Below are 25,381 nucleotides of genomic sequence, written 5' to 3' on the forward strand. Positions count from 1 at the left end.
TGCATGATGCGTGCAGCACACTGCGTACGGGAGCTGGCATGGTTTGTATACGAGGTGCTATGCGCAATGCGTGCCATGCACTTCAAAGTGCTCTAAATTGCGGTTTATAGAGAATTACAGACGGCAGAACTCATCCCGCATGCCCATCAACGGGGCAGGATGGCCTGAGAATGGTGCACAACTTTTGTATACAGACTGCTAACCGGCGGATCGAGCCAGGCGGCTGGAAGCCAGATAGCCAACCGTGCACGCCACGGCGGTGGCAAACGTCCCCCACGCCCAATCCAGGATCGACACTTGCACCGACCAACCACGCAAGGTCGCCCAGTTGGTCAGGTCATAGGTGCCATACGCCACCAGCCCGAGCAAAGCGCCCAGGCGCATGGCGCGCTGCCAGTTCAGTGCCGGCAACACCACAAACACCACACAACCGAAAACGTACAGGCCATAAAAAACCGTTGCCGGTAGCAGCAACGGTTTTTCGAGCATCAGCGAACCGAGCAGTTCGCGATAGGTCGGCGCCATCAGCACGCCGAGCCAGAGGCCATCGAGCAGCAGGAACGCCAACAGTGTGGCGAAGTAGGCAATCAACGCTTTTTTCATCTACCCGACCTCAAGTGAGCCCATGCAACATGGGCCACGCAGGGTTCAGGATAGTTCAATGCGATCGGCGTGAATGACGATCTGGCCGCTCTTGTACAGTGCACCGATGGCCTTCTTGAAGTTGCCCTTGCTGACGCCGAACAGACTGCTGATCAACGCCGGATCGCTCTTGTCACTGACTGCCAGGGTGCCGTTGTTGTCGCGCAACTTGGCGAGGATCTTCGAGTTCAGGCTGCTCGCCGCTTCCTGGCCGACCGGTTGCAGGCTCAGGGCGATCTTGCCGTCGGCACGGATTTCCTTGATGAAACCTTTCTCGCGCATGCCGGCACGCATGAACTTGAAGATTTCGTTCTTGTGGATCAGGCCCCAATGCTTGTTGTTGATGATCGCCTTGAACCCCATGTCGGTGGCTTCGGCGACCAGCAGATCGACTTCCTGGCCCTGGCTGTAATTGGCCGGGGTCTTGTCGAGGTAGCGATCCAGACGCGCCGTGGCGGTGATGCGGCGGGTGTGCTTGTCGAGATAGACGTGCACCACGCAGTACTCGCCGGCCGTCATCTGACGCTTCTCTTCGGAGTACGGCAGCAGCAGGTCCTTCGGCAGCCCCCAGTCGAGGAACACGCCGATGCTGTTGACTTCAACAACTTTCAGGCTGGCGAATTCACCGACCTGAACTTTGGGTTTTTCCGTGGTAGCGAGAAGTTTGTCTTCGCTGTCCAGATAAATAAATACGTTGAGCCAGTCTTCATCTTCGCTGGGAATATCTTTAGGGATATAACGGTTGGGCAAAAGAATTTCGCCGTCGGCACCGCCGTCCAGATATAAACCGAAGTTAGTGTGTTTAACCACTTGCAAACTGTTGTAACGCCCGACTAAAGCCATTTCCAATACCCTCATTGCGTGGGCGCATTCTACCCGTTTTTATCGGAGTGGTTCGCCGGCCGCCGTGCGCACTGCAGAAAATCTGCCGGACGCCTGATTTTCCAAGGTTGGCCGCGGGTCGGTCGCCGCTCGTCAGGCCAGGCGACAGGCGAATGCGCCCATCCCACAGACCTGAGCGAGCCGATCAACGGACAATGTTCTTATTTAAAACAGCAGGTTAGCGGAATATTTCAAATAATTAAGCGCACATGATCCGGATGTACACCGGGTTATTCCCGAGGATATTTACCAAGCAATTGTCAAGTTATTCCTGTACGATGCGTGGCCGAGTTACTTTTCTACAGGTTAATGGCCGCCATGCGTGTAAAAGCATCCACCAGCAAAGCAAAGCCAGCTCCAGCCGTTGAAACCAGCGAATCGATCAACGATCAGATTGCAGCGTTCCTCAAGTCCGGCGGCGAGATTCAGCAAATTGCCAAAGGCGTCAGCGGCCAGACGTTCGGCCCGTCCAAGCAGATCAGCCTGGGCAAGAAGTAACACCGCGCAACACACCAGTGCGAAGGCGCTTTGAGCTTCGAAGCGCCTGCACCGGCACCCTCGCCACACCCTGTCCTGTTTAACCAATCATCCAGAAATCGACGAACGGCCTTCAATGCCGATCATTCGCCGGTATCCTTGCACGCGTCTGGATCAAGCGTTTCAGCAGGTTTGTCCACCTGCCCTCGCTGTTCATGGAGCGACGCATGCGCCTATCTTCCCGTTTATTGCTCGTCGGCCTGCTGGCCTGTCCATCTGTGCACGCGCAGATTTTCCAGCGCGAGCTGGGCGACTTCGACCTCAAGCTCGGCACCACCCCCAGCCGCAGCATGGCCCAGGGCCTGGTCAAACCGGCGGCGATCGGCTCGTTCCACGGCGGCCTCGACCTCAGCCACGACAGCGGCCTGTATGTCGGCCAGTACGCGCCAAGCATGGGCCTCACGCCGGGCAAGAACCTCGAGATCGATTCCTACATCGGCTTCAAACGCCCCTTCGACCAGACCCTCGGCTACGAAGTCGGGATGATCCACTACAGCTATCCCAAGCTCGACACCCTCGACAGCCAGGAGCTGTTCGGCGGCCTGACCCTGCTCGGCAGCCGCTTCGGCGTCGCGTTCAGCGATGACCCGGACAAACAGAACAGCACCCTGTTCGCCGATCTTCGCGGCAACCAGCCGTTCGGCATCGGCATCAGCATGAAATACACCACCCACCAGTTGAACACGCCGGTGTCGGTGGACGGCGGTTATGTCAGCAGTTTCACCGACTGGTCAGTGAAATTTTCCCGGCCGTTCATGGGAGTCGACCTCGATCTGATCTACAGCAATTCCAGCCTCAGCGGCAGCGACTGCTCGGCCTATTCCGGGCATAACAGCGAGTGCGACGGGCTGGTCACGCTCAAGGCCGAGCGCGCATTCTATTGATCCGCTGAACTGCCGGGCTCCTAGTGCGTTCACATAAGAATCCGCTCCCGAAGCCAGGCTTACGCAAGGATTCGCCCATGTCTCGCTGGTTGAAACAGATTGCCGCCCTGCTCCTCCTGACCCTCGCCCTCGGCGCCTGCAGCCGCGTCGGCCTGGCCTACCGCAACCTCGACGTGATCATTCCGTGGACGCTCGGCGACTATCTGGACATGAACGGCGAGCAGAAAAGCTGGTTCAACGAGCGCCTCAAGGAGCACCTCAGCTGGCATTGCAGCACGCAACTGCCGGGCTACCTCGATTGGCTCGATCGCCTGCAGACCATGGTCGAGACCAATCAGGTCACCGACGCGGCGCTGCAGGCGCGAACCGTCGAGGCGAAACAGGCCATTGCCGAAACCGCCCGGGAAATCACCCCGTCGGCCATCGAACTGCTGCAGGGCCTGGATGACAAACAGGTCGCGGAAATGAACGACGCTTTTGCCAAGGATCTGCGCAAACGCCAGCAGGAATACGTCAAACCGCCGCTGGCGCAGCAGATTGCCGAACGCGGCGCACGCATGGATAAACGCCTGAACGACTGGCTCGGGCCGTTGAGCGCCACCCAGGAACAGCGCGTGATGGCCTGGTCGACGGCCCTCGGCGACCAGAACACGCAGTGGATTGCCAACCGCGAACATTGGCAGAAGCAGTTCAGTGCGGCGGTGGCGCAACGGCGCAGTGCCGAATTCCCACAGCGCATCGAGACACTTCTGGTCAATCGCGAGAGTTTGTGGACAGCTGAATACCGCCAGGCCTACGCCAACACCGAAGCGCAGGCGCGTGCACTGGCGGTTGATCTGATGGCCGAAAGCACGCCCCAGCAACGCCAGCGGTTGTTGAAAAAGATCGAAGGTGTGCGCAAGGACTTCAACGACCTGAAGTGCCTCAAGGCTGCCAAGCAGAATTAACCGTGAAAAATCGCAGCCTTCGCCAGCGCTTGCATCCAGATGCACAAGCGTTGGCGGAGGCTGCGAGGGTTGCGTTTGAGCAAGTCTCGATCAGGCAATCTGTGCCTTCGAAGCCACTTCGTCGAATGTCGCTTCGTCCAGTGCATCGGCTTGTTCATCCAGCACCTGACGCGGATGGTCGTTGCCGGGAATGCTGCTGTCGATCAGGCTGAGCAGGCTCGAGCCTCGCGGGGTGAGAATAAAGTTGTTGCCGGTACTGCCCTGATCATCGGGGCGCGGCTCGATGTAGCCGCGTTCGAGCAGCAGCTTCTCATAATCGCAGGCCACGGTTTTCAGGTGATCGAGGTTCTCGATCGGCTCTCCTGAACTGGCTTTTTCTGCCGCATAGTCTTCGGCATAAGCGCGCGGAGCGAAGCTGTGGCCGGCGCTGTTCTGCACCTCGTGAAGCAAACGCTCAATCAAATCCCAGTTGTAAGTTGTCATCCTGATTCAACCTCCGGTGCGCGTGAGTGATGGCGCTGTCATAGGTTGTGACCCAAGCGGTTCGCCGCCGTTCAGCCGCATGTGCGCCAATGACCGACCGACGGTCTGTCGATTTCGCCGAGGCTGGAACGACTAGTCTGAGAAAGACGGTTTCAACCCGCAGGAGAAATCATCATGAACGTTGAGAATCATCCGGTGGTATCGCGCGAAGAATGGCTCGCCGCGCGCAAACAGCATCTGGCCGAGGAAAAAGCCTTCACCCGCGAGCGCGATCGCCTCAGTGCCAAGCGCCGCGCCCTGCCCTGGGTCAAGGTCGACAAGGATTACCGCTTCCACGTGCCGAACGGCGAACTGACCCTGGCCGACCTGTTTGGCCGACACAGCCAACTGGTGGTTTACCACTTCATGTTTGCCAAAGGCTGGGAGGAAGGCTGTCAGGGTTGTTCGTTTCTTGCCGACCACATCGACGGTGCCAACCAGCATCTGGCGCACCACGACATCGCCGTGGTGGCGGTGTCCCATGCACCGTTCGCCGAATTCCAGGCATTCAAGCGCCGCATGGGCTGGAAATTCGACTGGGTGTCGTCAGACGGCTCTGAGTTCAACTACGACTTTGCCGTCTGTGCCCGCGCCGATGATGCCGAGGCCGGAAAGGCTACATACAACTATGAAAAGACCGACAGCGCCGAGGAAGAAATGCCGGGGCTCAGCGTGTTCTATCGCAATGCCGCCGGGGAGATTTTCCACACCTACTCCACCTACGCCCGGGGCCTGGACATGCTGGTCGGTGCTTACAACTACCTCGATCTCACCCCCAAGGGCCGCAATGAAGACGAGATCATGGAATGGGTACGGCATCATGACCGATATGAGGGAGAGACGAAGTCGAGTTGCTGCCACAGTGACCGCTAACGCCTAGTCTGGAGCCGGGTAACATTTCGCCCCCCGAGGACAAAGTCTTCTGCCGACGAACGGATTCATAGCGGTATTCGAATGTGCGATGCTCAATCAAGCCAGCCTGGCGGTATCAGGCTCGCTATACTGGCTGAACAGTGACATCAAGGTGCCGAGATGGAAAAGCTGAGTTTAACCGCCAAAAAGACATGGTTCGCCCGCTACCGCAAAACCAATTTCGCGGCGAGTCTGCGTCTGGAGGGTTTCGTGCCCTCTCCTTGCGAGGGTGATATCAAGCTGCCCAGCAGAGAAGCAGCCTTGAGGGCTGTACGGCGCATAAAAGCTTGAGGGACGATAAATACGGTGCCGACCAGGCACCGGATTGCTATCCCGGCACTGATGTTCTTATCAATTCGCTCAACTTGCGCAATGCTGAAGATCTCGAGGAAGCAGAACGCTACATCAACGAAGTAGCAGCTACACGGCTGGAGTTCATCCTGCCTCCGTACAGCCTCGCCACCTTGAAACAAGTGCATCGCAGTTTATTCGAGAATATTTACCCTTGGGCCGGTGAAATTCGAACACTGGCCATCAGCAAAGGCACTACCCGATTCTGCAGCCCCGAGTTCATAGAGCGAGAAGTCGAACGAGAATTCTCGAAAATGGCTGCCGCCGACTGGTTCGAAGGCTACCCTCGAGAGCAACTGGCCTCATGTATTGCTCAGTCCTATGGAACACTCAATGTCGCTCACCCTTTCCGGGAGGGCAATGGCCGAACCCAGCGCATCGTCTTCGAATACATCATCTTCAACGCAGGCTATCTGGTCGACTGGGATTCGATCGAGCGCCAGGAGTGGATCGATGCCTGTATCCATTCCTATCACGGCGATGACGAGCCTTTGGTTAAAATCTTCAATCGCTGTATAGGTTTCTCACTCGCCGAAGTGGATTTCTGAGCGCCCACAATCGCGACTCGCACTGAACTTTCCCCCCCGAGAAACCCTCAACCGGTTAACCCGCCTTAACCGGAACTGAGGCCATCCCATGAAAACCCTGATCAAGCTCACCCTCGCCGTCACCCTGGCCTGTGCCCTGCCCGCCTGGGCCTGTACGCCTGAGGAAGCCACCGCCAAGCGTGAACAACTGGCCAAGGAAGTCTCGAAACTCACCGAGCAGAACCCGGCCAAGGCCAAGGAAATCAATGCCGAATTGCAAAAAATGGACCTCGGTACGGCCAGCGCGGATTTGCCGGACAAGTGCCAGTTGATTGATCAGCGCCTGAAAGAACTGAATTCGGCGGAGAAGAAAACCGAGGGTTAGTCAGCGCAATCGCACATTGCAGCTTGCGGCAGCTCCTACAGAGATCGGTGTAGGAGCTGCAGCAGGCTGCGAGCTTTTGTCTACAAAAATGCACTAGTGCATTTATTGTATTGCACAAATGCATATTCATACTAAGGTTACGTTGAGCACGAAGATCGGCATCGTTCATCGAAGATGAAAACCCTTAACCACCGATCGCTCGGCAACACCGCAACGCACACACAAGCTGGACGCTTGTTTTCACTCATGGAGGATTGAAAATGTTGACCCAAAAAGCTACACCTACCGCCGACCATACGCTGCCAGCGTGCCTGATCGATCATCTGCTCGACCCGCAACTGGTCGACACCCAGGCCACGGCGGCACCTGCTCCGGCCGCCGCCAGCCTCAATTTCAGCATGCAGCGCCAGACCCAGAGCAACTGGTGCTGGGCCGCGGTTTCCGCTTCGGTCGGCAACTATTACGGCACCGGTTCCTGGACCCAGTGCGGTGTCGCCAGTGCCGCGCTGGATCGCAACTGCTGCAATCAGGCAGGGCCGTGCAACGTCTATGGCTATCTGGACACCGCGCTGCGCATCACCCGCAGTTTCAACGGCATGAATCAGGGCTCGCTGCAGATGTCGGCGATCCAGAATCAGATCAACATGGGCCGCCCGGTCGGCCTGCGCTGCGCCTGGTACGGCGGCGGTGCGCACTTCCTGACGATCTATGGCACCAACGGCAATAACCTGCTGGTCGCCGACTCGATCTACGGCTACTCGACCCGCGCGCTGAATTCATTCCCCGGTTCGTACAACGGCGGCGGCAACTGGACCAACACTTACTTCACCGCCAGGAACTAGGAGGGCGACATCATGCAACTGACTTATCCGAAGGCGCCCGCCAATGGCGTGCAGACCCTGCGCCCGGCCCTGCAAGCCGCCCTGCACACCCAGGGTTTGGCCAATACTCGCCCGTTCGCCAACCTTGCACCGAGCAAGATCAGCCTCAGCGCGGCCTATCGCGGCTACTCGCTGACCCTCGATGACCTGAGCCAGGGCCATGGCCTGTCAGCCGCGCGGCTGGGCGACTGGCATTACCTGGTGTTCGCCGACGGCGTGAGCATTGCCGACGCGCAACTGGCCAACGTCCGTGGGCATGTCGAATTCGCCTCGTTGAACCACGGGACGATGGCCGCCGCCACCGTCGATGCGCTGAAACTGGCCGAACAATCGGCGCAGTTGCACGGCAAAACCGTGGAAATGCGCGTGCTGTTCATTTCCGCACTGCACGTCGTGGCGATCTGGCTGCATGCGGCGGATGAGGACGTGCTGATCCCGATCGCGCCGACGCCCCAGGCCCTCGCGCCCACCCAGTTGTACAGCGAGGCCGCACTGCTGGGCCGGCTGCAAGCGGCGGCGGCCTCGGCCAGACAGCGCTTCGACGCCGACACCACTGGCCTGCTGGGAAGCTGAGCCACGCCAGGCATAAAAAAACCCGGACACTGTCCGGGTTTTTTCTGCCTGCCTGAAACGCCTTACTCAGCCGCTGGGGCTGCCGGCTTGCGGCGCTTGAGCGGGGCCATGCCGTCGCTGCTCACCAGCGAGTCAGGCTTGGGCCGGTTGGCGCTCTTGCGCTTGGTCGGGGTCTTGGCGGCGGCTTTTTTCTTGTCGCCCTTGGCGTCGGTCTTTTTCTTCTTCACGCCGACGGCTTTGCCCGAGGCCTTGACCTTCTTCGGCCCGCTGTAGGTGCCTTTGACTTCCTTGATGGTGCGACGCTCGAAGCTCTGCTTGAGGTAGCGCTCGATGCTCGACATCAGGTTCCAGTCGCCGTGGCAGATCAGCGAGATCGCCAGACCGTCGTTGCCAGCGCGGCCGGTACGACCGATACGGTGCACGTATTCGTCGCCGCTGCGCGGCATGTCGAAGTTGATCACCAGATCCAGGCCATCTACGTCCAGACCCCGGGCTGCGACATCGGTCGCCACCAGGATCTTCACGCCGCCCTGCTTCAGACGATCGATCGCCAGTTTGCGATCCTTCTGGTCTTTCTCGCCGTGCAGCACGAACGCCTTGTACTCCTGAGCCACGAGGCGGCCGTAGATGCGGTCGGCCATGGCCCGGGTGTTGGTGAAGACGATGGCCTTCTGGTAGGTCTCGTTGGCCAGCAGCCAGTTGACGATCTGTTCTTTGTGCTGGTTGTGGTCGGCGGTGATGATCTGCTGACGGGTGGTGTCGTTCAGCTGGCTGACCGCATTGAGCTGCAGGTGCTCAGGGTTGTTCAGGACCTTGGCGACCATCTCGCGCAGGCCGGAACCGCCGGTGGTGGCGGAGAACAGCATGGTCTGCTGGCGGTTCGGGCATTCATCGACCAGGCGCTGCACGTCTTCGGCGAAGCCCATGTCGAGCATGCGGTCGGCTTCGTCGAGCACCAGCACTTCGACTTCCTTGAGGTCGAGGTTGCCGGCATTGAGCTGCTCGATCATGCGCCCCGGGGTGCCGATGAGGATGTCCGGCACCTTGCGCAGCATCGCCGCTTGCACCTTGAAGTCTTCGCCGCCGGTGATCAGGCCGGACTTGATGAAGGTGAACTGCGAGAAGCGCTCGACTTCCTTCAGGGTCTGCTGAGCCAGCTCGCGGGTCGGCAGCAGGATCAGGGTCTTGATGCTCACGCGAATCTTCGCCGGGCCGATCAGGCGATTGAGGATCGGCAGGACAAAAGCGGCGGTCTTGCCGCTACCGGTTTGCGCCGTCACCCGCAGGTCACGCCCCTGGAGGGCCAGCGGAATGGCCGCTGCCTGCACCGGCGTTGGCTCGACAAATTTCAGCTCGGCCACGGCTTTGAGCAGGCGTTCGTGCAGGGCGAATTGGGAAAACACGGGTGCTACCTCGAAGATATGCAAAAAAACAGCTGCATAGGTTACCGGTTTCGCGCGCTCAGGCCGAGTTTCTTTATACAAACGGACGCAATCAGTGGCTTTTTTGTTGCGCGATTTGTCTCCAACGGTAATACACAGCGTCTTAAATGCTCTAATCGCCCATTGCGTCTTACAGAAGAATCGTTGCTCTTATGGATTTCAAACAGCTCTGGCTCAACGCCCAGGACCTCTGGGGCACCCTTGAACAGCATCCCCTCCTGCAATCCGGCCTGGCGCTGATCCTGCTGCTGGTGATCGCCCTGGTCCTCGGACGAGTGGCGCGCTACCTGATCCTGCATGCCAGTCGCATGCTCGGCCGCCAACCGGCGCTGCACTGGATCAACGACTTTCGTCACAACAAGGTGTTCCAGCGCCTGGCGCAGATGACGCCGTCACTGGTGATCCAGTTCGGCCTGCACCTGGTGCCGGAGCTGAGCAAGACCGCGATGCTGTTCCTCAGCAATGTCGCCCTGGCGTTCACCATTCTGTTTCTGCTGCTCTCGGTCAGCGCCCTGCTCAACGCCCTGCTGGACATCTACGCGCGCACCGAACACGCCCGCACCCGCTCGATCAAGGGCTACGTGCAACTGACGAAAATGGTCCTGTACGTGTTCGGCGCGATCATCATCGTCGCCACCCTGATCGACCGTTCGCCGCTGTTGCTGCTGTCCGGTCTGGGTGCGATGTCGGCGGTGATCCTGTTGGTCTACAAGGACACCCTGCTGTCGTTCGTGGCCAGCGTGCAACTGACCAGCAACGACATGCTGCGGGTCGGCGACTGGATCGAAATGCCCCAGGTCGGCGCCGATGGCGACGTGGTCGACATCACTCTGCACACGGTCAAGGTGCAGAACTTCGACAAGACCATCGTCTCGATCCCCACCTGGCGGCTGATGTCCGAGTCGTTCAAGAACTGGCGCGGCATGCAGCAGTCCGGCGGGCGCCGGATCAAGCGCAGCCTGTTCATAGACGCCAGCGGCGTGCGCTTCATTCGCGACGACGAGGAGCAAAAGCTGTCCCAGGTGCACCTGCTGACCGACTACATGAGCCGCAAGAAAGCCGAACTCAAGGCGTGGAACGAGGCCCAGGGCAACGTCGCGGCGATGTCGGCCAACCGCCGGCGCATGACCAACATCGGCACGTTCCGCGCCTATGCCCTGGCCTATCTGAAGAGCCACCCGGAGATCCAGCCGAACATGACCTGCATGGTCCGCCAGATGCAGACCACGGCCCAGGGAATTCCGCTGGAGATCTACTGCTTCACCCGCACCACGGCGTGGGCCGATTACGAGCGCATTCAGGGCGATATTTTCGATTACCTGCTGGCGGTGCTGCCGGAGTTCGGGTTGAGCCTGTATCAGCAGCCGAGCGGCGGGGATTTGCGTTCCGGGATACTGCCGGCAGTCCTCGGTGCGAGCCATATTCCGGAAGCCGAAAAACATCTTATGTAAAGCCACAAAACCTGTGGGAGCGGGCTTGCCCGCGATGAGGGATTGTCAGCAACAAATTCGTTGACTGACACTCCGCCATCGCGGGCAAGCCCGCTCCCACAGGGGTGGCATTCAGTTCAGAAGTAACGGGCTATTTGACCTGCCGCTGAGGGGCCTTGTGCACCATGGTGTAGGCGTAATCGACGCCCATGCCGTACGCGCCGCTGTGTTCCAGCACCAGTTCCATGACCGCCTCGTACGTGTCTTTGTGTGCCCAGTCACGCTGGAACTCGAGCAGCACCTGCTGCCAGGTCACCGGTACGGCGCCCGCCTGAATCATCCGTTGTACCGACATGTCGTGGGCTTCCTTGCTGGTACCGCCCGAGGCGTCGGTGACGATGTACACCTCGTAGCCTTCGGCCAGGGCTTCCAGCGCCGGGAAGGTCAGGCAGACCTCGGTCCACAGCGCGGCGATGATCAGTTTCTTGCGCCCGGTAGCCTTCACCGCGTCAACCAGTGCCTTGTCTTCCCAGGAGTTCATCGAGGTGCGCTCGATCGGCTTCTGCTCAGGGTGTACCGCCAGCAACTCCGGCCAGATGTAGCCGCTGAAGCTTTCGGTTTCGACCGAGGTATAGATGGTCGGCACGTTGAAGATTTTCGCTGCCTTGGTCAGGCCGACGGTGTTGTTCTTCAAGGTCTGACGATCGATCGACTGCACGCCGAACGCCATTTGCGGCTGGTGGTCGATCAGGATCAGGGCGGAGTTGGTTGGGTTGAGCAGTTCACGGATAGACATGGCGCGTTCCTTTTGATGTCGATTCAGAAATTTCGATTGGGTCATGGGTGAGTCGAGTGGCTTGCCGTCTTCGGCGTTGTTGTCTCGGCTTGGATGTCACTTTAGGGGCTGGCGGATAAAGGGACAATTACCTAAAATCGAGAATCATTGATTCTAAAAAAGGGACAATCATGGATCGCATCGAATGCATGCGCGCCTTCGTCGTAACGGTCGGCGAGAACGGTTTCGCCGCTGCGGCGCGGGCCATGGATGTGCCACGCTCGAAGGTCAGTAAACAGATTCAGGCACTGGAAGAAGCCATCGGCGTGCAGCTGCTGCAACGCACCACCCGCAGCCTGCACCTGACCGAGGCCGGTGCCGAGTATTTCGAAGCGGCGCGCGAAGTCATCGCCGCGCTGGACGAAGCCGAGCAGCGGGCCCGCGACGGTATCGGCGAGTTGCGTGGTGTGTTGCGCGTCAATGCGCCGATGTCATTCGGCCTGCGGCGGCTGGGCAAACTGATTCCGCTGTTCCATGAACAGCACCCGAATATCGAGCTGCAACTGGTGCTCAGCGATCAGCAGGTCGATCCGGTACGCGGCGGTTTCGACGTGACCATCCGCATCGCCAGCCTGCCCGACTCGACCATGATCGCCCGGCAACTGGCACCGGCGCCGCGGATCATGGTCGCCTCCCCGGCTTACCTCGAACGCGCAGGCACGCCGCAGACCCCGCAGGATCTGCGCAGCCACCAGTGCCTGAACTACGGCTATCTGCAGAGTGGCGTCAGCCTGCAACTGTGCAATGGCAAGGAGACGCAACGGGTCAACGTCACCGGCCCGCTGCACGCCAACAACGGCGATCTGCTCGCGCAAGCGGCGGAGGCCGGCATGGGCATTGCGCTGCTGCCGGATTTCATCGTCGAGGAGGCACTGGCGGCCGGTCGCCTGGTGCCGGTGCTGTGCGAATGGCAGGCACCGGCGATCAGCATCAACGCCGTGTATTCGTCAGCGCGGCGGGTGCCGCAGAAGACCCGGGCGTTTATCGAGTTTCTGGTGACGCAACTGGCCGGATCCCCAAGCGACTGATCCACACCGCCGCCAGAATCACACTGCCGCCGAGCAACAGCCGGCCCAGTTCCTCGTGCTGGTTCCAGATCAACAGGTTGAGCAACAGGCCCACCGGCACATGCAGGTTGTTCATCACCGCCAGGGTGCCGCCGTTGACCAGGCACGCGCCTTTGTTCCACCAGTACAGGCCGAGTGCGGTGGAAACCAGGCCGAGAAACAGCAGCACGCCCCATTGCAATGGCGCTTCGGGCAGGAAATTGGATTTGCCGAACAGCAGGAATGCCGGCAGCGCCACCGCCAGTGCGCCGAGATAGAAGAAGCCGAAGCGCCGATAATGCGGCAGATTGCTCGGGTACTTCGCCACCAGATGCTTGTACAGCACCTGCCCGGCGGCGTAGGTGAAGTTGGCCAGTTGCAGCAGCAAGAAGCCCATGAAGAAGTCCGGGTTGATCCGGTCATAGCGAATCACCGCCGCGCCTGCCACCGCCACCAGCGCTGCAATCAGCGCCCACGGGTTGAAGCGGCGGTTCAGTGCATCTTCGATCAGGGTCACGTGCAACGGCGTAAGGATGGTGAACAGCAGCACTTCCGGCACCGTCAGCACGCGGAAGCTCAGGTACAGGCAGACGTAGGTCACGCCGAACTGCAACGCACCAATCAGCAGCATGCCGCGCATGAAGCCCGGCTCGACCGAACGCCAGCGCGTCAGCGGAATGAACACCAGCCCGGCCAGCACCACGCGCACCAGCACGGCGAAGTAGCTGTCGACGTGCCCGGCCAGGTATTCGCCGATCAGACTGAAGGAAAACGCCTGGATCAGCGTGACAAAAAGTAGATAGCCCATGGTCGCCTCGAATTCGAATGGCGGCGACGATAGCGGTTTTTGCTCCGGACCGCGAACCCTCGGACACCCCGAAACCCTGCGCGGGTACTGTCGAGGGACAGCCGACGGCGATCTTCTTGCACGCGAAAGATCGCCGCGGGCGGCGACGCCTACAAGGGATCAACGTGGATCGGTGAAATCGCGGGCAAAAAAAAGCCCGATCTCGCTAATGCGTTCAATCGGGCTACAGCACTCAGGAGCAACAAGTGCAAAGGGAGGTTCGATGCGCGTAGAGCCTTGAAGGGGTTGCGCCAGGTCACTAGAACAAGCGGCGATTATCTGACGATTAACATATCAGGCGACCTGGGCCAGTTTGGCGTTGGCCTGGTTCAGGCCCTTCTCCTGGAAGTCGCCACCCAGGTTCATGCCTTCGGCGTGGATGAAGGTCACATCGTGGATGCCGATGAAGCCCATCACCTGGCGCAGGTACGGTTCCTGGTGGTCGGCCGGGCCGCCGGCATAGATGCCGCCGCGAGCCGTGAGCACGTAGGCACGCTTGCCGCTGAGCAGGCCTTGCGGGCCGTTCTCGGTGTACTTGAAGGTCACGCCGGCACGCAGCACATGGTCAAGCCAGGCCTTGAGGGTGCTCGGGATGGCGAAGTTGTACATCGGCGCGGCCATCACCAGCACATCGGCGGCGAGCAATTCATCGGTCAGTTCATTGGAGCGTTCGAGCGAGGCCTGTTCGCTGGCGTTGCGCTGTTCGGCGGGTTTCATCCAGCCGCCCAGCAAATGGCTGTCCAGGTGCGGCACCGGGTTCACGGCGAGGTCGCGCACGCTGATCTGATCGGCCGGGTGCGCCGCTTGCCACTGCTTGATGAAGGTCTGGGTCAGCTGACGGGACACCGAGTCTTGCTGGCGGGCGCTGCTTTCGATGATCAGAACGCGGGACATGTTGTGTAGCCTCCATCCGAGAATGTTGTAAGTCGATGGAGTGAAGATTAAACAGAGTCATATCGATGAAAAAGCGCAAATAACTGCTATAAAGCATCGATAAATTCGTTTATAAGCTGAACACACCCCGGTGAGCGCGAGCGTCCACCGGGGTGTAACGTTATTTCGCGGTGCAGCTCAGATTGACGCGCAGCTTGATGATGGTGCGAGTGAACTTGGCGGTGGCGTTCTTGTGCTTGCCCGCCGGCACTTCGATATTGCGCGTGCGTGGCGCCTCCGGGCCGTTGTTGAACACCACTTTGCAGAGCGCATCGACATCGCCGTAGTTGTTCACCTGGATCGAACCGATGTCTTTATCGGTGTCATAGGCGTTGTAGTCGATCTTCAGACCGTTGAGATCCTTTTCCACATCGATCGGATAGGCGAACGCCGTCAGCGGCAGCAGCGCCAGCAACACACAACAGATTTTTTTCATTCGGCAGTCTCCATGAGGGACAGCCAGCTTAGGACAAGAGGAGCTATTGATGAAAGCGCCCCGCGTGACCCTGGATCAATGGCGGACATTGCAGGCCGTGGTCGACCATGGCGGCTTCGCCCAGGCTGCCGAGGCCCTGCATCGCTCGCAATCGTCGGTGAGTTACACCGTGGCGCGCATGCAGGATCAGCTCGGCGTGCCGTTGCTGCGCATCGACGGCCGCAAGGCCGTGCTGACCGAGGCCGGCGGCGTGCTGCTGCGCCGTTCGCGGCAACTGGTGAAACAGGCCAGCCAACTGGAGGACCTCGCCCATCACATGGAACAAGGCTGGGAGGCCGAGGTCCGTCTGGTGGTCGATGCCGCTTACCCGAGCGCGCGCCTGGTCCGCGCGCTGACGGCGTTCATGCCGCAGAGCCGTGGCTGCCGCGTGCGCCTGCGCGAGGAAGTGTTGTCGGGGGTCGAGGAAGTGCTGCTCGAAGGCGTCGCCGATCTGGCGATCACCGGCCTGAGCATTCCCGGCTACCTCGGCACGGAACTGAGCGATGTCGAGTTCGTCGCCGTCGCCAACCCGGAGCATCCGTTGCACCGACTCAATCGTGAACTGAGCTTCCAGGACCTGGAAACCCAGATGCAGGTGGTGATCCGCGACTCCGGGCGTCAGCAGCCGCGCGACGTCGGCTGGCTCGGCGCCGAACAGCGCTGGACGGTCGGCAGCCTGGCCACGGCCGCCACGTTCGTCAGCAGCGGCCTGGGTTTCGCCTGGCTGCCGCGGCACATGATCGAACGCGAATTGAAGGAAGGCACGCTCAAGCTGCTACCGTTGGATCAGGGTGGCAGCCGCAACCCGAGCTTCTATCTGTATTCGAACAAGGACAAACCGCTGGGCCCGGCGACACAGATCCTCATCGAACTGCTGCGTACCTTCGACACGTTGCCGCTGGACGCCCCGTTCGCCGCTCCTGAACAAGCCTGACACGGAGTCCACCGATGGCGTATTTCGAACATGAAGGTTGCAACCTGCACTACGAGGAATATGGCCACGGTTCGCCGTTGTTGCTGGTCCACGGGCTCGGCTCGAGCACCCTGGACTGGGAAATGCAGATCCCGACGCTGGCCGCGCATTACCGGGTAATTGTCCCGGACGTGCGCGGCCACGGCCGCTCGGACAAGCCGCGCGAGCGCTACAGCATCGCCGGATTCAGCGCCGACATGCTGGCCCTGCTCGATCACTTGAACCTTGGCCCGGTGCATTACGTCGGGCTGTCCATGGGCGGCATGATCGGCTTCCAGTTCGCCGTCGATCAACCGCAGAGGCTGAAAAGCCTGACCATCGTTAACAGCGCGCCCGAAGTGAAAATCCGCAGCCGCGACGACTACTGGCAGTGGTTCAAGCGCTGGGGCCTGATGCGCGTGCTGAGCCTGGCCACCATCGGCAAGGCGCTGGGCGGCAAACTTTTTCCCAAGCCTGAACAGGCCGATCTGCGGCGCAAAATGACCGAGCGCTGGGCAAAAAACGACAAACGTGCTTATCTCGCCAGCTTCGATGCGATTGTTGGCTGGGGGGTTCAGGAACGACTTTCCAGGGTCACCTGTCCAACCCTCATCGTCAGCGCCGACCGTGACTACACGCCGGTCGCGCTGAAAGAAAGCTATGCCAGACTGTTGCCCGATGCGCGGCTGGTGGTGATCGCCGATTCGCGCCACGCCACCCCGCTCGATCAACCCGAACGCTTCAATCAAACGCTGCTGGAGTTTCTCGCCACAGCCGATATTCACCCTCAGGATCACTGACCCATGCTGAAAAAACTCGCCCTCGCCGCCGGCTCCGTGCTGTTCGCCGCCAACCTGATGGCTGCCACGCCGGCCGCAGCGCCGCACGTGCTGCTGGACACCACCAACGGCCAGATCGAAATCGAACTGGACCCGGTCAAGGCACCGATCAGTACCAAGAACTTCCTCGCCTACGTCGACAAGGGTTTCTACACCAACACCATTTTCCACCGCGTGATCCCGGGCTTCATGGCCCAGGGCGGCGGTTTTACCCAGCAGATGGTGCAGAAGCCGACTGACGCGCCGATCAAGAACGAAGCCAGCAACGGCCTGCATAACGTGCGTGGCACGCTGTCGATGGCGCGCACGTCCGATCCGAACTCGGCCACCAGCCAGTTCTTCATCAACGTCGCCGACAACGCCTTCCTCGATCCAGGCCGTGACGCCGGTTACGCCGTATTCGCCAAAGTGGTCAAGGGCATGGATGTGGTCGACATCATCGTCAATTCGCAAACCACGACCAAACAGGGCATGCAAAACGTGCCTGTCGACCCTGTGATCATCAAGTCGGCCAAGCGCATCGACTAAGCTGTACAGGGCGTTCCGAGCGGTCGCGGGCCATCCCCGCACCGCTCACATCGATAAAAGGAGCGCCCGGTTGCGGGCGGTTATCTGATGCTCTATCGCCGTTTTGAACAACTGATCGACATCTTTCGCGACGCCCCGACCGCGGCGCCGCCGAATCGTGTGCTGCCCTTCTACACCTATTACCTGAAGCAGGTCTGGCCGAGTTTCGCCGCCCTGCTGGTGGTCGGCCTGTTCGCCGCGCTGATTGAAGTGGCGCTGTTCAGCTACCTGAGCCGCATCATCGATCTGGCCCAAGGCACGCCAAACCCGAATTTCTTCCGTGAGCACGCCCTCGAACTGACCTGGATGGTCGTGGTCGCGCTGGTGCTGCGGCCGATCTTTTTTGCCCTGCACGACCTGCTCGTGCACCAGACCCTCAGCCCCGGCATGACCAGCCTGATTCGCTGGCAGAACCACAGCTACGTGCTCAAGCAGAGCCTGAATTTCTTCCAGAACGACTTCGCCGGGCGCATCGCCCAGCGCATCATGCAGACCGGCAACTCGCTGCGCGATTCGGCCGTGCAGGCCGTGGATGCGCTGTGGCACGTGCTGATCTATGCGATCAGTTCGCTGGTGCTGTTCGCCGAAGCCGACTGGCGCCTGATCATCCCGCTGCTGATGTGGATCGGCGCCTACATCGGCGCGCTTTACTACTTCGTGCCACGGGTCAAGGACCGCTCGGTGGCAGCCTCCGACGCCCGCTCGAAACTGATGGGACGGATCGTCGACGGCTACACCAACATCGCCACCCTGAAGCTGTTCGCCCACACCAATTTCGAACAGCATTACGCCCGCGAGGCGATTCAGGAGCAGACCGAAAAAGCGCAACTGGCCGGCCGCGTGGTCACCAGCATGGACGTCGCCATCACCACCATGAACGGCCTGCTGATCGTCAGCACCACGGCGCTGGCGCTGTGGCTGTGGACGCAGTCGCTGATCTCGGTCGGGGCGATTGCCCTGGCGACCGGTCTGGTCATTCGTATCGTCAACATGTCCGGCTGGATCATGTGGGTGGTCACCGGGATTTTCGAAAACATCGGCATGGTCCAGGACGGCCTGCAGACTATCTCGCAGCCCGTCAGCGTCACCGATCACGAGCAGGCCAAACCGCTGGCGGTGGCCCGTGGCGAAGTGCGCTTCGAGCACGTGGATTTTCACTACGGCAAGCAGAAAGGCATCATCGGCGACCTCAACCTGACGATCAAACCGGGCGAGAAAATCGGTCTGATCGGCCCGTCCGGCGCCGGCAAGTCGACGCTGGTCAACCTGTTGCTGCGTCTGTATGACGTCGAGGGTGGCCGGATCCTGATCGATGGCCAGAACATCGCCGAAGTCGGCCAGGAAAGCCTGCGCGCGCGGATCGGCATGATTACCCAGGATACCTCGCTGCTGCACCGTTCGATCCGCGACAACCTGCTGTACGGCAAGCCCGACGCGAGCGACGCCGAACTCTGGGACGCGGTGCACAAGGCCCGCGCCGACGAGTTCATCCCGCTGCTCTCGGACGCCGAGGGCCGCACCGGGTTCGACGCGCATGTCGGCGAGCGTGGCGTGAAGCTGTCCGGTGGTCAGCGCCAGCGCATCGCCATCGCGCGCGTGCTGCTCAAGGACGCGCCGATTCTGATCATGGACGAAGCGACTTCGGCGCTGGACTCGGAAGTCGAGGCGGCGATCCAGGAAAGCCTGGAAACCCTGATGCAGGGCAAGACCGTGATCGCCATCGCCCACCGCCTCTCGACCATCGCCCGCATGGATCGCCTGGTGGTGCTGGAGCAAGGCAGGATCGCCGAAAGCGGCACCCATGCCGAACTGCTGGCCCAGCGCGGCTTGTATGCGCGCCTGTGGCAGCACCAGACCGGCGGATTTGTCGGGATCGACTGAACGCAACCCAAGCGCCACGATCCGCCACCCCGGAAACCGCCAGAGCCCGCCAACCACGGGGCCTGGCGGTTTTTTCGTGGCCGCTGGAAATCGGCGCAAACCCTGCTGTACTCAGCCAAGGTTCCGGAAGTGGGGCCTGTCGTAAGTCTGCAGGGAAGCACAACTCGATTCAGTCTCGATAGCATGCCTATCAAGGAGACTTGCATGTCTCTGTTCAAACGCTCGGTGACGGAGTCACTGGGCACGTTCTGGCTGGTTCTGGGTGGTTGCGGCAGTGCAGTAATCGCAGCGTCTTCGCCCTTGGGTATCGGGGTGCTGGGGGTCGCCCTGGCGTTTGGTCTGACGGTGCTGACCATGGCATTCGCCATCGGCCACATCAGCGGATGTCATCTCAACCCGGCCGTCTCGGTCGGTCTGTGCGTCGGCGGCCGATTCCCGGCCAAGGAACTGCCCGCCTACATCATCGCCCAGGTGATCGGCGGGATTCTCGCGGCGGCCCTGCTGTACGCCATCGCCAGTGGTCGAGAGGGCTTCGATATTGCCGCGGGCCTGGCCTCCAACGGCTATGGCGAGCATTCCCCCGGCAAGTATTCGATGGCCAGCGGGTTTGTCACGGAGCTGGTGATGACTGCCATGTTCGTGGTGATCATCCTCGGCGCCACCGACAAACGCGCACCGCCGGGGCTGGCGCCGATCGCCATCGGCCTGGGCCTGACGCTGATCCACTTGATCTCGATTCCCGTCACCAACACCTCGGTCAATCCGGCGCGCAGTACCGGCCCGGCGCTGATGGTCGGTGGCTGGGCCATCGCGCAATTGTGGATGTTCTGGGTCGCGCCGCTGTTGGGCGCGGTAGTTGGCGGGGTGATTTATCGCTGGCTGGGCAGCGACGACCGCTGACGAAGCCGGCGCCTCCCGCTGAGGGTGCGGGCCCGCCCGCGCCCTCAGGTTTGCCGATACGGCAAGGCACTGCGCGCCTCTTCGGCGTAGGCCAGCACACCGGCGCGTTCCTGGTGCAGGAAGTCTTTGACCGCCGCTTTCAGGCCCGGATGGCGCAGGTAATGCCAGGAATGCGTGATCACCGGTTCGAAGCCGCGAATCAGCTTGTGCTCGCCCTGGGCGCCGGCATCGAAACGCTGTAGTCCCTGGGCAATCGCGTATTCCATGCCCTGGTAGAAACAGGTTTCGAAATGCAGCCGGTCGAACTCTGCCAGGCACCCCCAGTAGCGTCCGTAGAAGCTGTCGCCACCGACCAGGCTGAAGGCCATCGCCACCGGCCGTGAACCCTGTTTGGCCAGCACCACACGAATCGCTTGCGGCATGCGCTCGGCCAGCAGGCTGAAGAAGGCTCGGGTCAGGTAGGGTGCCTGGCGCCGTACCGCGTAGGTGTTGGCGTAGCAGGCGTAGACAAAATCCCACTGCGCCTCGCTGAGCGCGTGCCCCTCCAGCCATTCGAATTCGAACCCCTGCCCCGCCACTTGCTCGCGCTCCTTGCGCATCTGCTTGCGCTTGCGCGAACTGAGCACGTCGAGGAAATCCTGGAAGTCGCGGTAGCCGCGATTGTGCCAGTGATACTGACAGCCGATGCGCTGCAGCCAGCCTGGCTGTTCAGCCATGGCTGCGTCGGTAAAGGCATCGGTGAAGTTGATGTGGGCGCTGGAGAGTTCTTCGACCTCGAGGTAACCCGGCAGGCTCTTGAGCAGCTCGAAGCCATCCTCGACATTCGCCGCCAGCAAGCGCGGCCCGCTGACCGGACTGAAGGGCACGGCGACCAGCAGCTTGGGGTAGTAATCGATACCGGCGCGGGCGCAGGCATCGGCCCAGCCGTGGTCGAACACGTACTCCCCGTAGGAGTGCCATTTGCGATAGGCCGGCAGCGCGGCGATCAGGCGCTCGCCTTCGATGTGCAGCAAATGCTCCGCGTGCCAGCCGGTGTGCGCACCGACACTGCCGCTGTCTTCCAGTGCGCCGAGAAAGGCGTGGCGCAGAAATGGCTGGTTTTCCGGCACCAGGGCATCCCAGGTGGCCGGGGCAATTTCCGACAGATTCTGCAGGCGCTGCAACGGCATCAACGAGCTCTCCACATCTTGGTTCCAAGCCTGGCGAGTATCGCCTATCGCCAGCCATTACACACCCGCAATCGGGCGACAGCGCTCTAGATCAATAGTTCAGCGCCGATGCGCATCGTCACGAACCTGCCATCACTGTGCCACCGGTCTGTCATAAACCATCGCGATACTGGCGCCTGTTTTTAGAGCGCCGGGTTCTACCCGGACACTGTTTTCCGACGTCCAAACCGTCGGTTGTGCCCAGGATGGTCAAGCCATCCCTCTCATCTTCGGAGATTGCTATGCGTCTTGCTTCCACGAAAACTGCGGCGGCCCTGTGCGGTGGCCTGTTGCTGGCCATGAGCGTTCCGGCCAGCGCTGCAGTCGACGCCAAACTGCTCGACATGCTCAAGGCTAACGGTTCGATTTCCCAGGCTCAGTACGTCGAGCTGCAAGCTGAATTGGCCAAGGATCAGAAGGCTCAGCAAATCGCTCAGCAGGCTCAGCAAGAGACCAACGAACAGGTCGCTGCCGTCGCGAAAAAAACCAACGAACAAAGCGCCTTCGACCAGAAACTGGCCTGGGCCGCCAAGACCCAGTTCAAGGGCGATGTACGCATCCGTCAGGAAACCGTGAAGATCGACGGCGAGTCCAACAACGGCGGCCGTGACAAGGACCGGCAGCGCATCCGTGCGCGCCTGGGTGCCTACACCGAGATCAACCCGCAGGTCGACACCGGCATCCGCATCGCCACCGGCGGCGGCGACGACGCCCGCTCGACCAACCAAGACATGGACAACTACTTCGACAAGAAGCAGATCTGGCTCGACCTGGGCTACATCGACTACCACCCGGACGCCATCAAGAACCTGCACGTGATCGGCGGCAAGATGCTGCAGCCGTGGGTGAGCATGGGCGACGTGATCTGGGATAGCGACATCAACCCGGAAGGTCTGGCCGTCACTTACAAGTACCCACTGGGCAGCAGCGCCGAACTGTTCGGCAGCCTGGGCAACTACACCCTCAAGGACAACGTCGACGGCGAAGGCGTGCAGTTCCGTCACGACCTGCGCCTGACCGCCGGCCAGCTGGGTAGCCGCTTCGCCATCACCGACAACCTGAAACTGACCCTGGGCGGCAGCGTCTACGCCTACCAGAACGACGAAGACAGCCGTTGCACCGGGACGTCGACACCGTGCGCCCTGTCGGTCAACGGCAACTCGGCGAACAACGAATTCCGTCTGTACGAGGGCTTCAGCCAGATCGATATCGGCGGCCTGCCAATGCCGCTGTCGTTCTACGGCCAATACGTGAAGAACAACGACGCGGTGACCGATGCCGACACCGCATGGCTGGTTGGCGCCAAGTCGAAAGTCTTCGGCCTGAACCTGGACTACAACTATCGTGACGTACAGCGCGACGCCGTGGTCGGTGCCTTCACCGATTCCGACTTCGCCAACGGCACCACCGGTTCGCGTGGTCACAAGTTCAAGGTCGGCTACGACATCGACAAGAACTTCGCCATCGGCGCCACTTACTTCCTGACCAAGGCTGACTTCTCCAGCCGCACGCAGCGTGATGCCGACACCAACACCCTGCAGCTGGACGCCGAAGCCAAGTTTTAAACAGCGCAATACATAGCCTGGCGCCGGCGGGACGATCCCCATCATCCGTTCGTTTGCAGCCGCGCCGGGTTATGCCCTCCAGAAGTGACGAAGGCTGCGATCTTTTGCTCCTGTCTGAACCGACAGGAGCAAAAGATCGCAGCCTTGTTTTCACGCGGTGCCTACGGCGGACTGTCCTTGCGGCGCTGCTCGGCCAGGCGCTCGGCCAAGGCCTCGACACCCTCCACCGGCGGCTCCGGCAGCGCCCGCAGCGTCGCCTGCATCAGACGCATCTGCCGAATGAACCGTCGGCAATTGCGACAGAACATCAGGTGATGACGCACCATCAGCCGCTCGCGAAAGCTCAATTGGCCATCGAGATAATCGCTGGATCGTGCCACTTGCTCCTTGCAGGTCAACATTCCCCTGTCTCCTCAAAATGTTCCACGGTCGCGAAGACCTTCAAACGTGCCCGATGCAGCAGCACGCGGACATTGGAGAGCGAGATCTGCAGAAGGTTACAGATCTCTTCCAGTTCCAGACCCTGGCGTTCGCGCAGCAGCAGCACGCTGATTTGCAGCTCCGACAGGCTCAGCAGCGTGTGCTCCAGGCACTCGCGCAATTCGCCTTCGGTGAGCAATGCCTCGGGGGTGTCCTGGTGCCAGGCAAACGGTGCGACCAGCCAATGGCCGTCGCCGGGCGAGAAGCGATCGTCGTCAATGGTCCCGTGCGGTGATGGCAAGTCATCGAGCAGCACTTCACGGCGATTGAGTTTGTAACGGCTCTTGGCCGAATTGGCGGTAATGGTCAGCAGCCAGGTCTTGAGGCTCGAGCGCCCTTCGAAACTGCCAATGTGCCGCACCACCGACAGCCAGGCATCCTGCACCACTTCCTCGACATGGCGCTGGCCGACAATGGCATACGCCACGGCGCGCATGGCGCTCTGATAAGTGCCGACCAGTTCCTTGAAAGCCTGTTGCTCCCCGGCCAGCAAGCGTGCAAGCAGTTGAGTGTCGTCAGCCGCCATCCAGCAATCCCCTTGTCCCGACTTCGAAAATGAGAACGGCAGGGTCTCGCCTGCCGTCATCTCCGAAAATTACAGCGTTCGCGCTGATCCGGATGTAGGAAAGATCAGCGCGATTAAGAGGAAATGAACCCTCTCGTTTAACGCTTGCGCAGGATCACGCTGCCGATCGAGTAACCGGCACCGAACGAACTCAGCACCGCCAGCGAACCGGCGGACAAATCGTCCTGATACTTGTGGAACGCGATCACCGAGCCGGCGGAGCTGGTGTTGGCGTAGGTGTCGAGGATCACCGGGGCTTCTTCTTCGGTGGCCTCGCGACCGAGCAGCTTGCGCACGATCAGGTGGTTCATGCTCAGGTTGGCCTGGTGCAGCCAGAAGCGTTTCACATCGCCGACATTGAGCTGGTTTTCTTGCAGATGCTCGCCGATCAGCTCGGCGACCATCGGGCAGACGTCCTTGAACACCTTGCGGCCTTCCTGCACGAACAGTTTGTCGCGGGCGCCGATGCCCTCTTCCGCCGCGCGGTTGAGGAAGCCGAAGTTGTTGCGGATGTTGTTGGAGAACTTGGTCAGCAGCTTGGTGCTGACCACATCGAACTGGTACGCGGAGGTGGCGAGGTCGGCGCGCTCGATGACCACGGCCGTGGCGGCGTCGCCGAAGATGAAGTGGCTGTCGCGGTCACGGAAGTTCAGGTGACCGGTGCAGACTTCCGGGTTGACCATCAGGATCGCCCGGGCCTGGCCCAGTTGCACGCTGTTGGCCGCCGCCTGGATGCCGAAGGTCGCCGACGAGCAGGCGACGTTCATGTCGAAACCGAAGCCCTGGATACCCAGTGCCTCCTGGACTTCGATGGCGATGGCCGGGTAGGCACGCTGCAGGTTGGAGCAGGCGACGATCACGCCGTCGATGTCCGCGGCGGTCTTGCCGGCCCGCTGCAGGGCCTGTTCGGCAGCGCCGATGGCCATCTGGCAGAGCACCGACCATTCGTCGTTGGAACGCTCCGGCAGGCGCGGCGCCATGCGTTGCGGATCGAGGATGCCATCCTTGTCCATGACAAAGCGGCTCTTGATCCCGGAAGCTTTTTCGATGAACGCGGCGCTGGATTCGGTCAGGGCCTCGATTTCGCCACGGGCGATGGCGTCGGCGTTGTCGGCATTGAACTGCGCGACGTAGGTATTGAAAGACTGCACCAGCTCTTCGTTGGAGATGCTGTTGGCCGGGGTGTACAGGCCGGTGCCGCTGATGACGACGTTATGCATGGTCGTTTCTCTAATCTGTTCAGGCAGAAAGCGCTGGCACCGACGTACCAACACACAAAGGGTCTATTCCCGTATCAAGGGACGCAAAAACCGGGCATCGCTTTATTCCGCTGCACGGCCCGGCAAAGGCTCTGGGACGCGAAAACGGCATTT

Annotated in this window: 29 protein-coding genes; 17 read left to right on the forward strand and 12 right to left on the reverse strand. The window is 60.8% G+C overall.

Annotated elements, in window-relative coordinates; translation table 11 throughout:
* Positions 1-198 precede the first annotated feature (198 nt).
* Positions 199-603, reverse strand: coding sequence for a DUF2177 family protein (locus tag QRN70_RS08220; protein WP_285416914.1), 405 nt, complete (start codon positions 601-603; stop codon positions 199-201).
* A gap of 45 nt (positions 604-648) precedes the next feature.
* Positions 649-1,485 carry a CvfB family protein gene (locus tag QRN70_RS08225; RefSeq protein WP_285416916.1) on the reverse strand — a complete coding sequence of 279 codons (837 nt, stop codon included), beginning with the start codon at positions 1,483-1,485 and terminating at the stop codon, positions 649-651.
* Between the two features lie 348 nt (positions 1,486-1,833).
* Here QRN70_RS08225 and QRN70_RS08230 point away from each other — a divergent pair, with 348 nt between their 5' ends.
* From QRN70_RS08230 to QRN70_RS08240, 3 genes are all read left to right on the forward strand, one after another.
* Positions 1,834-2,022, forward strand: a complete 189-nt coding sequence (locus tag QRN70_RS08230; RefSeq protein ID WP_016985943.1) for a PFL_1563 family small protein — start codon at positions 1,834-1,836, stop codon at positions 2,020-2,022.
* A 206-nt stretch (positions 2,023-2,228) separates the two neighbouring features.
* A complete protein-coding gene (locus QRN70_RS08235; protein WP_285416918.1) occupies positions 2,229-2,945 on the forward strand; it encodes a TorF family putative porin in 717 nt (238 codons plus the stop codon).
* 77 nt (positions 2,946-3,022) lie between these two features.
* Positions 3,023-3,892 carry a DUF6279 family lipoprotein gene (locus tag QRN70_RS08240; RefSeq protein WP_285416920.1) on the forward strand — a complete coding sequence of 290 codons (870 nt, stop codon included), beginning with the start codon at positions 3,023-3,025 and terminating at the stop codon, positions 3,890-3,892.
* Positions 3,893-3,982: 90 nt separating this feature from the next.
* Here QRN70_RS08240 and QRN70_RS08245 read toward each other — a convergent pair whose 3' ends face one another.
* Entirely contained in the window at positions 3,983-4,375 is a 393-nt protein-coding gene (locus QRN70_RS08245; RefSeq protein WP_285416922.1) for a transcriptional regulator, read from the reverse strand.
* A gap of 174 nt (positions 4,376-4,549) precedes the next feature.
* On the opposite strand from QRN70_RS08245, the gene QRN70_RS08250 reads away from it, so the two are divergent.
* The 6 genes from QRN70_RS08250 (at position 4,550) to QRN70_RS08275 (ending at position 8,043) form a co-directional block, all read left to right on the forward strand.
* The gene (locus tag QRN70_RS08250) at positions 4,550-5,287 is read left to right on the forward strand and encodes a DUF899 domain-containing protein (RefSeq protein WP_285416924.1); all 738 of its coding nucleotides are present in this window, start codon (positions 4,550-4,552) and stop codon (positions 5,285-5,287) included.
* Positions 5,288-5,446: 159 nt separating this feature from the next.
* Positions 5,447-5,617 carry a YhfG family protein gene (locus QRN70_RS08255; RefSeq protein WP_285416926.1) on the forward strand — a complete coding sequence of 57 codons (171 nt, stop codon included), beginning with the start codon at positions 5,447-5,449 and terminating at the stop codon, positions 5,615-5,617.
* Positions 5,614-6,225 (forward strand): Fic/DOC family protein, encoded by a 612-nt coding sequence (locus QRN70_RS08260; RefSeq protein WP_285416928.1) that lies wholly within the window; start codon positions 5,614-5,616, stop codon positions 6,223-6,225. Before QRN70_RS08255 ends, QRN70_RS08260 begins: the two co-directional genes overlap by 4 nt.
* An 88-nt stretch (positions 6,226-6,313) precedes the next feature.
* Entirely contained in the window at positions 6,314-6,589 is a 276-nt protein-coding gene (locus QRN70_RS08265) for a hypothetical protein (RefSeq protein ID WP_285416930.1), read from the forward strand.
* 260 nt (positions 6,590-6,849) lie between these two features.
* Complete coding sequence (locus QRN70_RS08270; protein WP_285416931.1) at positions 6,850-7,431, forward strand: papain-like cysteine protease family protein; 582 nt, start codon at positions 6,850-6,852, stop codon at positions 7,429-7,431.
* 12 nt (positions 7,432-7,443) lie between these two features.
* Positions 7,444-8,043, forward strand: coding sequence for a hypothetical protein (locus QRN70_RS08275; RefSeq protein ID WP_285416932.1), 600 nt, complete (start codon positions 7,444-7,446; stop codon positions 8,041-8,043).
* Positions 8,044-8,105: 62 nt separating this feature from the next.
* Here QRN70_RS08275 and QRN70_RS08280 read toward each other — a convergent pair whose 3' ends face one another.
* Positions 8,106-9,446: a DEAD/DEAH box helicase gene (locus tag QRN70_RS08280; protein ID WP_285416934.1), complete on the reverse strand. Its 1,341-nt coding sequence runs from the start codon at positions 9,444-9,446 to the stop codon at positions 8,106-8,108.
* A gap of 191 nt (positions 9,447-9,637) precedes the next feature.
* On the opposite strand from QRN70_RS08280, the gene QRN70_RS08285 reads away from it, so the two are divergent.
* Positions 9,638-10,936: a mechanosensitive ion channel family protein gene (locus tag QRN70_RS08285; protein WP_285416935.1), complete on the forward strand. Its 1,299-nt coding sequence runs from the start codon at positions 9,638-9,640 to the stop codon at positions 10,934-10,936.
* Between the two features lie 130 nt (positions 10,937-11,066).
* On the opposite strand, the gene QRN70_RS08290 is transcribed toward QRN70_RS08285, so the two are convergent.
* Entirely contained in the window at positions 11,067-11,711 is a 645-nt protein-coding gene (locus QRN70_RS08290) for a hydrolase (protein ID WP_285416937.1), read from the reverse strand.
* A 170-nt stretch (positions 11,712-11,881) separates the two neighbouring features.
* On the opposite strand from QRN70_RS08290, the gene QRN70_RS08295 reads away from it, so the two are divergent.
* Positions 11,882-12,778: a LysR family transcriptional regulator gene (locus tag QRN70_RS08295; protein ID WP_285416938.1), complete on the forward strand. Its 897-nt coding sequence runs from the start codon at positions 11,882-11,884 to the stop codon at positions 12,776-12,778.
* Here the strand turns inward: QRN70_RS08295 and QRN70_RS08300 are convergent.
* From QRN70_RS08300 to QRN70_RS08310, 3 genes are all read right to left on the reverse strand, one after another.
* Positions 12,732-13,604, reverse strand: a complete 873-nt coding sequence (locus QRN70_RS08300) for a carboxylate/amino acid/amine transporter (RefSeq protein WP_285416940.1) — start codon at positions 13,602-13,604, stop codon at positions 12,732-12,734. The two genes, QRN70_RS08295 and QRN70_RS08300, sit on opposite strands and share 47 nt — an antisense overlap.
* Before the next feature lie 333 nt (positions 13,605-13,937).
* On the reverse strand, positions 13,938-14,537 hold the full coding sequence (locus tag QRN70_RS08305; RefSeq protein ID WP_285416942.1) for an FMN-dependent NADH-azoreductase: 600 nt from the start codon (positions 14,535-14,537) through the stop codon (positions 13,938-13,940).
* Positions 14,538-14,697: 160 nt separating this feature from the next.
* Positions 14,698-15,012 carry a 3-phosphoglycerate kinase gene (locus tag QRN70_RS08310; protein WP_285416944.1) on the reverse strand — a complete coding sequence of 105 codons (315 nt, stop codon included), beginning with the start codon at positions 15,010-15,012 and terminating at the stop codon, positions 14,698-14,700.
* A gap of 49 nt (positions 15,013-15,061) precedes the next feature.
* On the opposite strand from QRN70_RS08310, the gene QRN70_RS08315 reads away from it, so the two are divergent.
* From QRN70_RS08315 to aqpZ, 5 genes are all read left to right on the forward strand, one after another.
* Positions 15,062-15,985: a PA3225 family LysR-type transcriptional regulator gene (locus QRN70_RS08315; protein WP_285416946.1), complete on the forward strand. Its 924-nt coding sequence runs from the start codon at positions 15,062-15,064 to the stop codon at positions 15,983-15,985.
* Positions 15,986-15,999: 14 nt separating this feature from the next.
* Complete coding sequence (locus QRN70_RS08320; RefSeq protein ID WP_285416947.1) at positions 16,000-16,803, forward strand: alpha/beta fold hydrolase; 804 nt, start codon at positions 16,000-16,002, stop codon at positions 16,801-16,803.
* Positions 16,804-16,806: 3 nt separating this feature from the next.
* Entirely contained in the window at positions 16,807-17,370 is a 564-nt protein-coding gene (locus QRN70_RS08325; protein WP_285416948.1) for a peptidylprolyl isomerase, read from the forward strand.
* An 87-nt stretch (positions 17,371-17,457) separates the two neighbouring features.
* Positions 17,458-19,290, forward strand: coding sequence for an ABC transporter ATP-binding protein (locus tag QRN70_RS08330; protein ID WP_285416950.1), 1,833 nt, complete (start codon positions 17,458-17,460; stop codon positions 19,288-19,290).
* A gap of 204 nt (positions 19,291-19,494) precedes the next feature.
* Positions 19,495-20,190 carry an aquaporin Z gene (gene aqpZ / locus QRN70_RS08335; RefSeq protein WP_285416951.1) on the forward strand — a complete coding sequence of 232 codons (696 nt, stop codon included), beginning with the start codon at positions 19,495-19,497 and terminating at the stop codon, positions 20,188-20,190.
* A 44-nt stretch (positions 20,191-20,234) separates the two neighbouring features.
* On the opposite strand, the gene QRN70_RS08340 is transcribed toward aqpZ, so the two are convergent.
* Entirely contained in the window at positions 20,235-21,359 is a 1,125-nt protein-coding gene (locus QRN70_RS08340) for a GNAT family N-acetyltransferase (RefSeq protein WP_285416954.1), read from the reverse strand.
* Positions 21,360-21,640: 281 nt separating this feature from the next.
* On the opposite strand from QRN70_RS08340, the gene QRN70_RS08345 reads away from it, so the two are divergent.
* Positions 21,641-22,963, forward strand: coding sequence for a putative porin (locus QRN70_RS08345; protein WP_285416955.1), 1,323 nt, complete (start codon positions 21,641-21,643; stop codon positions 22,961-22,963).
* Positions 22,964-23,124: 161 nt separating this feature from the next.
* On the opposite strand, the gene QRN70_RS08350 is transcribed toward QRN70_RS08345, so the two are convergent.
* From QRN70_RS08350 to QRN70_RS08360, 3 genes are all read right to left on the reverse strand, one after another.
* A complete protein-coding gene (locus QRN70_RS08350) occupies positions 23,125-23,364 on the reverse strand; it encodes an anti-sigma factor family protein (protein ID WP_285416957.1) in 240 nt (79 codons plus the stop codon).
* On the reverse strand, positions 23,358-23,969 hold the full coding sequence (locus QRN70_RS08355) for an RNA polymerase sigma factor (protein WP_285416959.1): 612 nt from the start codon (positions 23,967-23,969) through the stop codon (positions 23,358-23,360). Before QRN70_RS08355 ends, QRN70_RS08350 begins: the two co-directional genes overlap by 7 nt.
* 137 nt (positions 23,970-24,106) lie before the next feature.
* Positions 24,107-25,228, reverse strand: coding sequence for a beta-ketoacyl-ACP synthase III (locus tag QRN70_RS08360; protein ID WP_285416961.1), 1,122 nt, complete (start codon positions 25,226-25,228; stop codon positions 24,107-24,109).
* Between the last annotated feature and the right edge of the window lie 153 nt (positions 25,229-25,381).

The sequence above is a fragment of the Pseudomonas sp. efr-133-TYG-5 genome (assembly GCF_030209175.1).
Lineage (GTDB): Bacteria > Pseudomonadota > Gammaproteobacteria > Pseudomonadales > Pseudomonadaceae > Aquipseudomonas.

Excerpts from the sequence above, each read along its gene's own strand:
- QRN70_RS08220 (WP_285416914.1), bottom strand. The coding sequence starts at position 603 with ATGAAAAAAGCGTTGATTGCCTACTTCGCCACACTGTTGGCGTTCCTG.
- QRN70_RS08225 (WP_285416916.1), bottom strand. The coding sequence starts at position 1,485 with ATGGCTTTAGTCGGGCGTTACAACAGTTTGCAAGTGGTTAAACACACT.
- QRN70_RS08230 (WP_016985943.1), top strand. The coding sequence starts at position 1,834 with ATGGCCGCCATGCGTGTAAAAGCATCCACCAGCAAAGCAAAGCCAGCT.
- QRN70_RS08235 (WP_285416918.1), top strand. The coding sequence starts at position 2,229 with ATGCGCCTATCTTCCCGTTTATTGCTCGTCGGCCTGCTGGCCTGTCCA.
- QRN70_RS08240 (WP_285416920.1), top strand. The coding sequence starts at position 3,023 with ATGTCTCGCTGGTTGAAACAGATTGCCGCCCTGCTCCTCCTGACCCTC.
- QRN70_RS08245 (WP_285416922.1), bottom strand. The coding sequence starts at position 4,375 with ATGACAACTTACAACTGGGATTTGATTGAGCGTTTGCTTCACGAGGTG.
- QRN70_RS08250 (WP_285416924.1), top strand. The coding sequence starts at position 4,550 with ATGAACGTTGAGAATCATCCGGTGGTATCGCGCGAAGAATGGCTCGCC.
- QRN70_RS08255 (WP_285416926.1), top strand. The coding sequence starts at position 5,447 with ATGGAAAAGCTGAGTTTAACCGCCAAAAAGACATGGTTCGCCCGCTAC.
- QRN70_RS08265 (WP_285416930.1), top strand. The coding sequence starts at position 6,314 with ATGAAAACCCTGATCAAGCTCACCCTCGCCGTCACCCTGGCCTGTGCC.
- QRN70_RS08270 (WP_285416931.1), top strand. The coding sequence starts at position 6,850 with ATGTTGACCCAAAAAGCTACACCTACCGCCGACCATACGCTGCCAGCG.
- QRN70_RS08275 (WP_285416932.1), top strand. The coding sequence starts at position 7,444 with ATGCAACTGACTTATCCGAAGGCGCCCGCCAATGGCGTGCAGACCCTG.
- QRN70_RS08285 (WP_285416935.1), top strand. The coding sequence starts at position 9,638 with ATGGATTTCAAACAGCTCTGGCTCAACGCCCAGGACCTCTGGGGCACC.
- QRN70_RS08290 (WP_285416937.1), bottom strand. The coding sequence starts at position 11,711 with ATGTCTATCCGTGAACTGCTCAACCCAACCAACTCCGCCCTGATCCTG.
- QRN70_RS08295 (WP_285416938.1), top strand. The coding sequence starts at position 11,882 with ATGGATCGCATCGAATGCATGCGCGCCTTCGTCGTAACGGTCGGCGAG.
- QRN70_RS08300 (WP_285416940.1), bottom strand. The coding sequence starts at position 13,604 with ATGGGCTATCTACTTTTTGTCACGCTGATCCAGGCGTTTTCCTTCAGT.
- QRN70_RS08305 (WP_285416942.1), bottom strand. The coding sequence starts at position 14,537 with ATGTCCCGCGTTCTGATCATCGAAAGCAGCGCCCGCCAGCAAGACTCG.
- QRN70_RS08310 (WP_285416944.1), bottom strand. The coding sequence starts at position 15,012 with ATGAAAAAAATCTGTTGTGTGTTGCTGGCGCTGCTGCCGCTGACGGCG.
- QRN70_RS08315 (WP_285416946.1), top strand. The coding sequence starts at position 15,062 with ATGAAAGCGCCCCGCGTGACCCTGGATCAATGGCGGACATTGCAGGCC.
- QRN70_RS08320 (WP_285416947.1), top strand. The coding sequence starts at position 16,000 with ATGGCGTATTTCGAACATGAAGGTTGCAACCTGCACTACGAGGAATAT.
- QRN70_RS08325 (WP_285416948.1), top strand. The coding sequence starts at position 16,807 with ATGCTGAAAAAACTCGCCCTCGCCGCCGGCTCCGTGCTGTTCGCCGCC.
- QRN70_RS08330 (WP_285416950.1), top strand. The coding sequence starts at position 17,458 with ATGCTCTATCGCCGTTTTGAACAACTGATCGACATCTTTCGCGACGCC.
- aqpZ (WP_285416951.1), top strand. The coding sequence starts at position 19,495 with ATGTCTCTGTTCAAACGCTCGGTGACGGAGTCACTGGGCACGTTCTGG.
- QRN70_RS08340 (WP_285416954.1), bottom strand. The coding sequence starts at position 21,359 with ATGCCGTTGCAGCGCCTGCAGAATCTGTCGGAAATTGCCCCGGCCACC.
- QRN70_RS08345 (WP_285416955.1), top strand. The coding sequence starts at position 21,641 with ATGCGTCTTGCTTCCACGAAAACTGCGGCGGCCCTGTGCGGTGGCCTG.
- QRN70_RS08350 (WP_285416957.1), bottom strand. The coding sequence starts at position 23,364 with ATGTTGACCTGCAAGGAGCAAGTGGCACGATCCAGCGATTATCTCGAT.
- QRN70_RS08355 (WP_285416959.1), bottom strand. The coding sequence starts at position 23,969 with ATGGCGGCTGACGACACTCAACTGCTTGCACGCTTGCTGGCCGGGGAG.
- QRN70_RS08360 (WP_285416961.1), bottom strand. The coding sequence starts at position 25,228 with ATGCATAACGTCGTCATCAGCGGCACCGGCCTGTACACCCCGGCCAAC.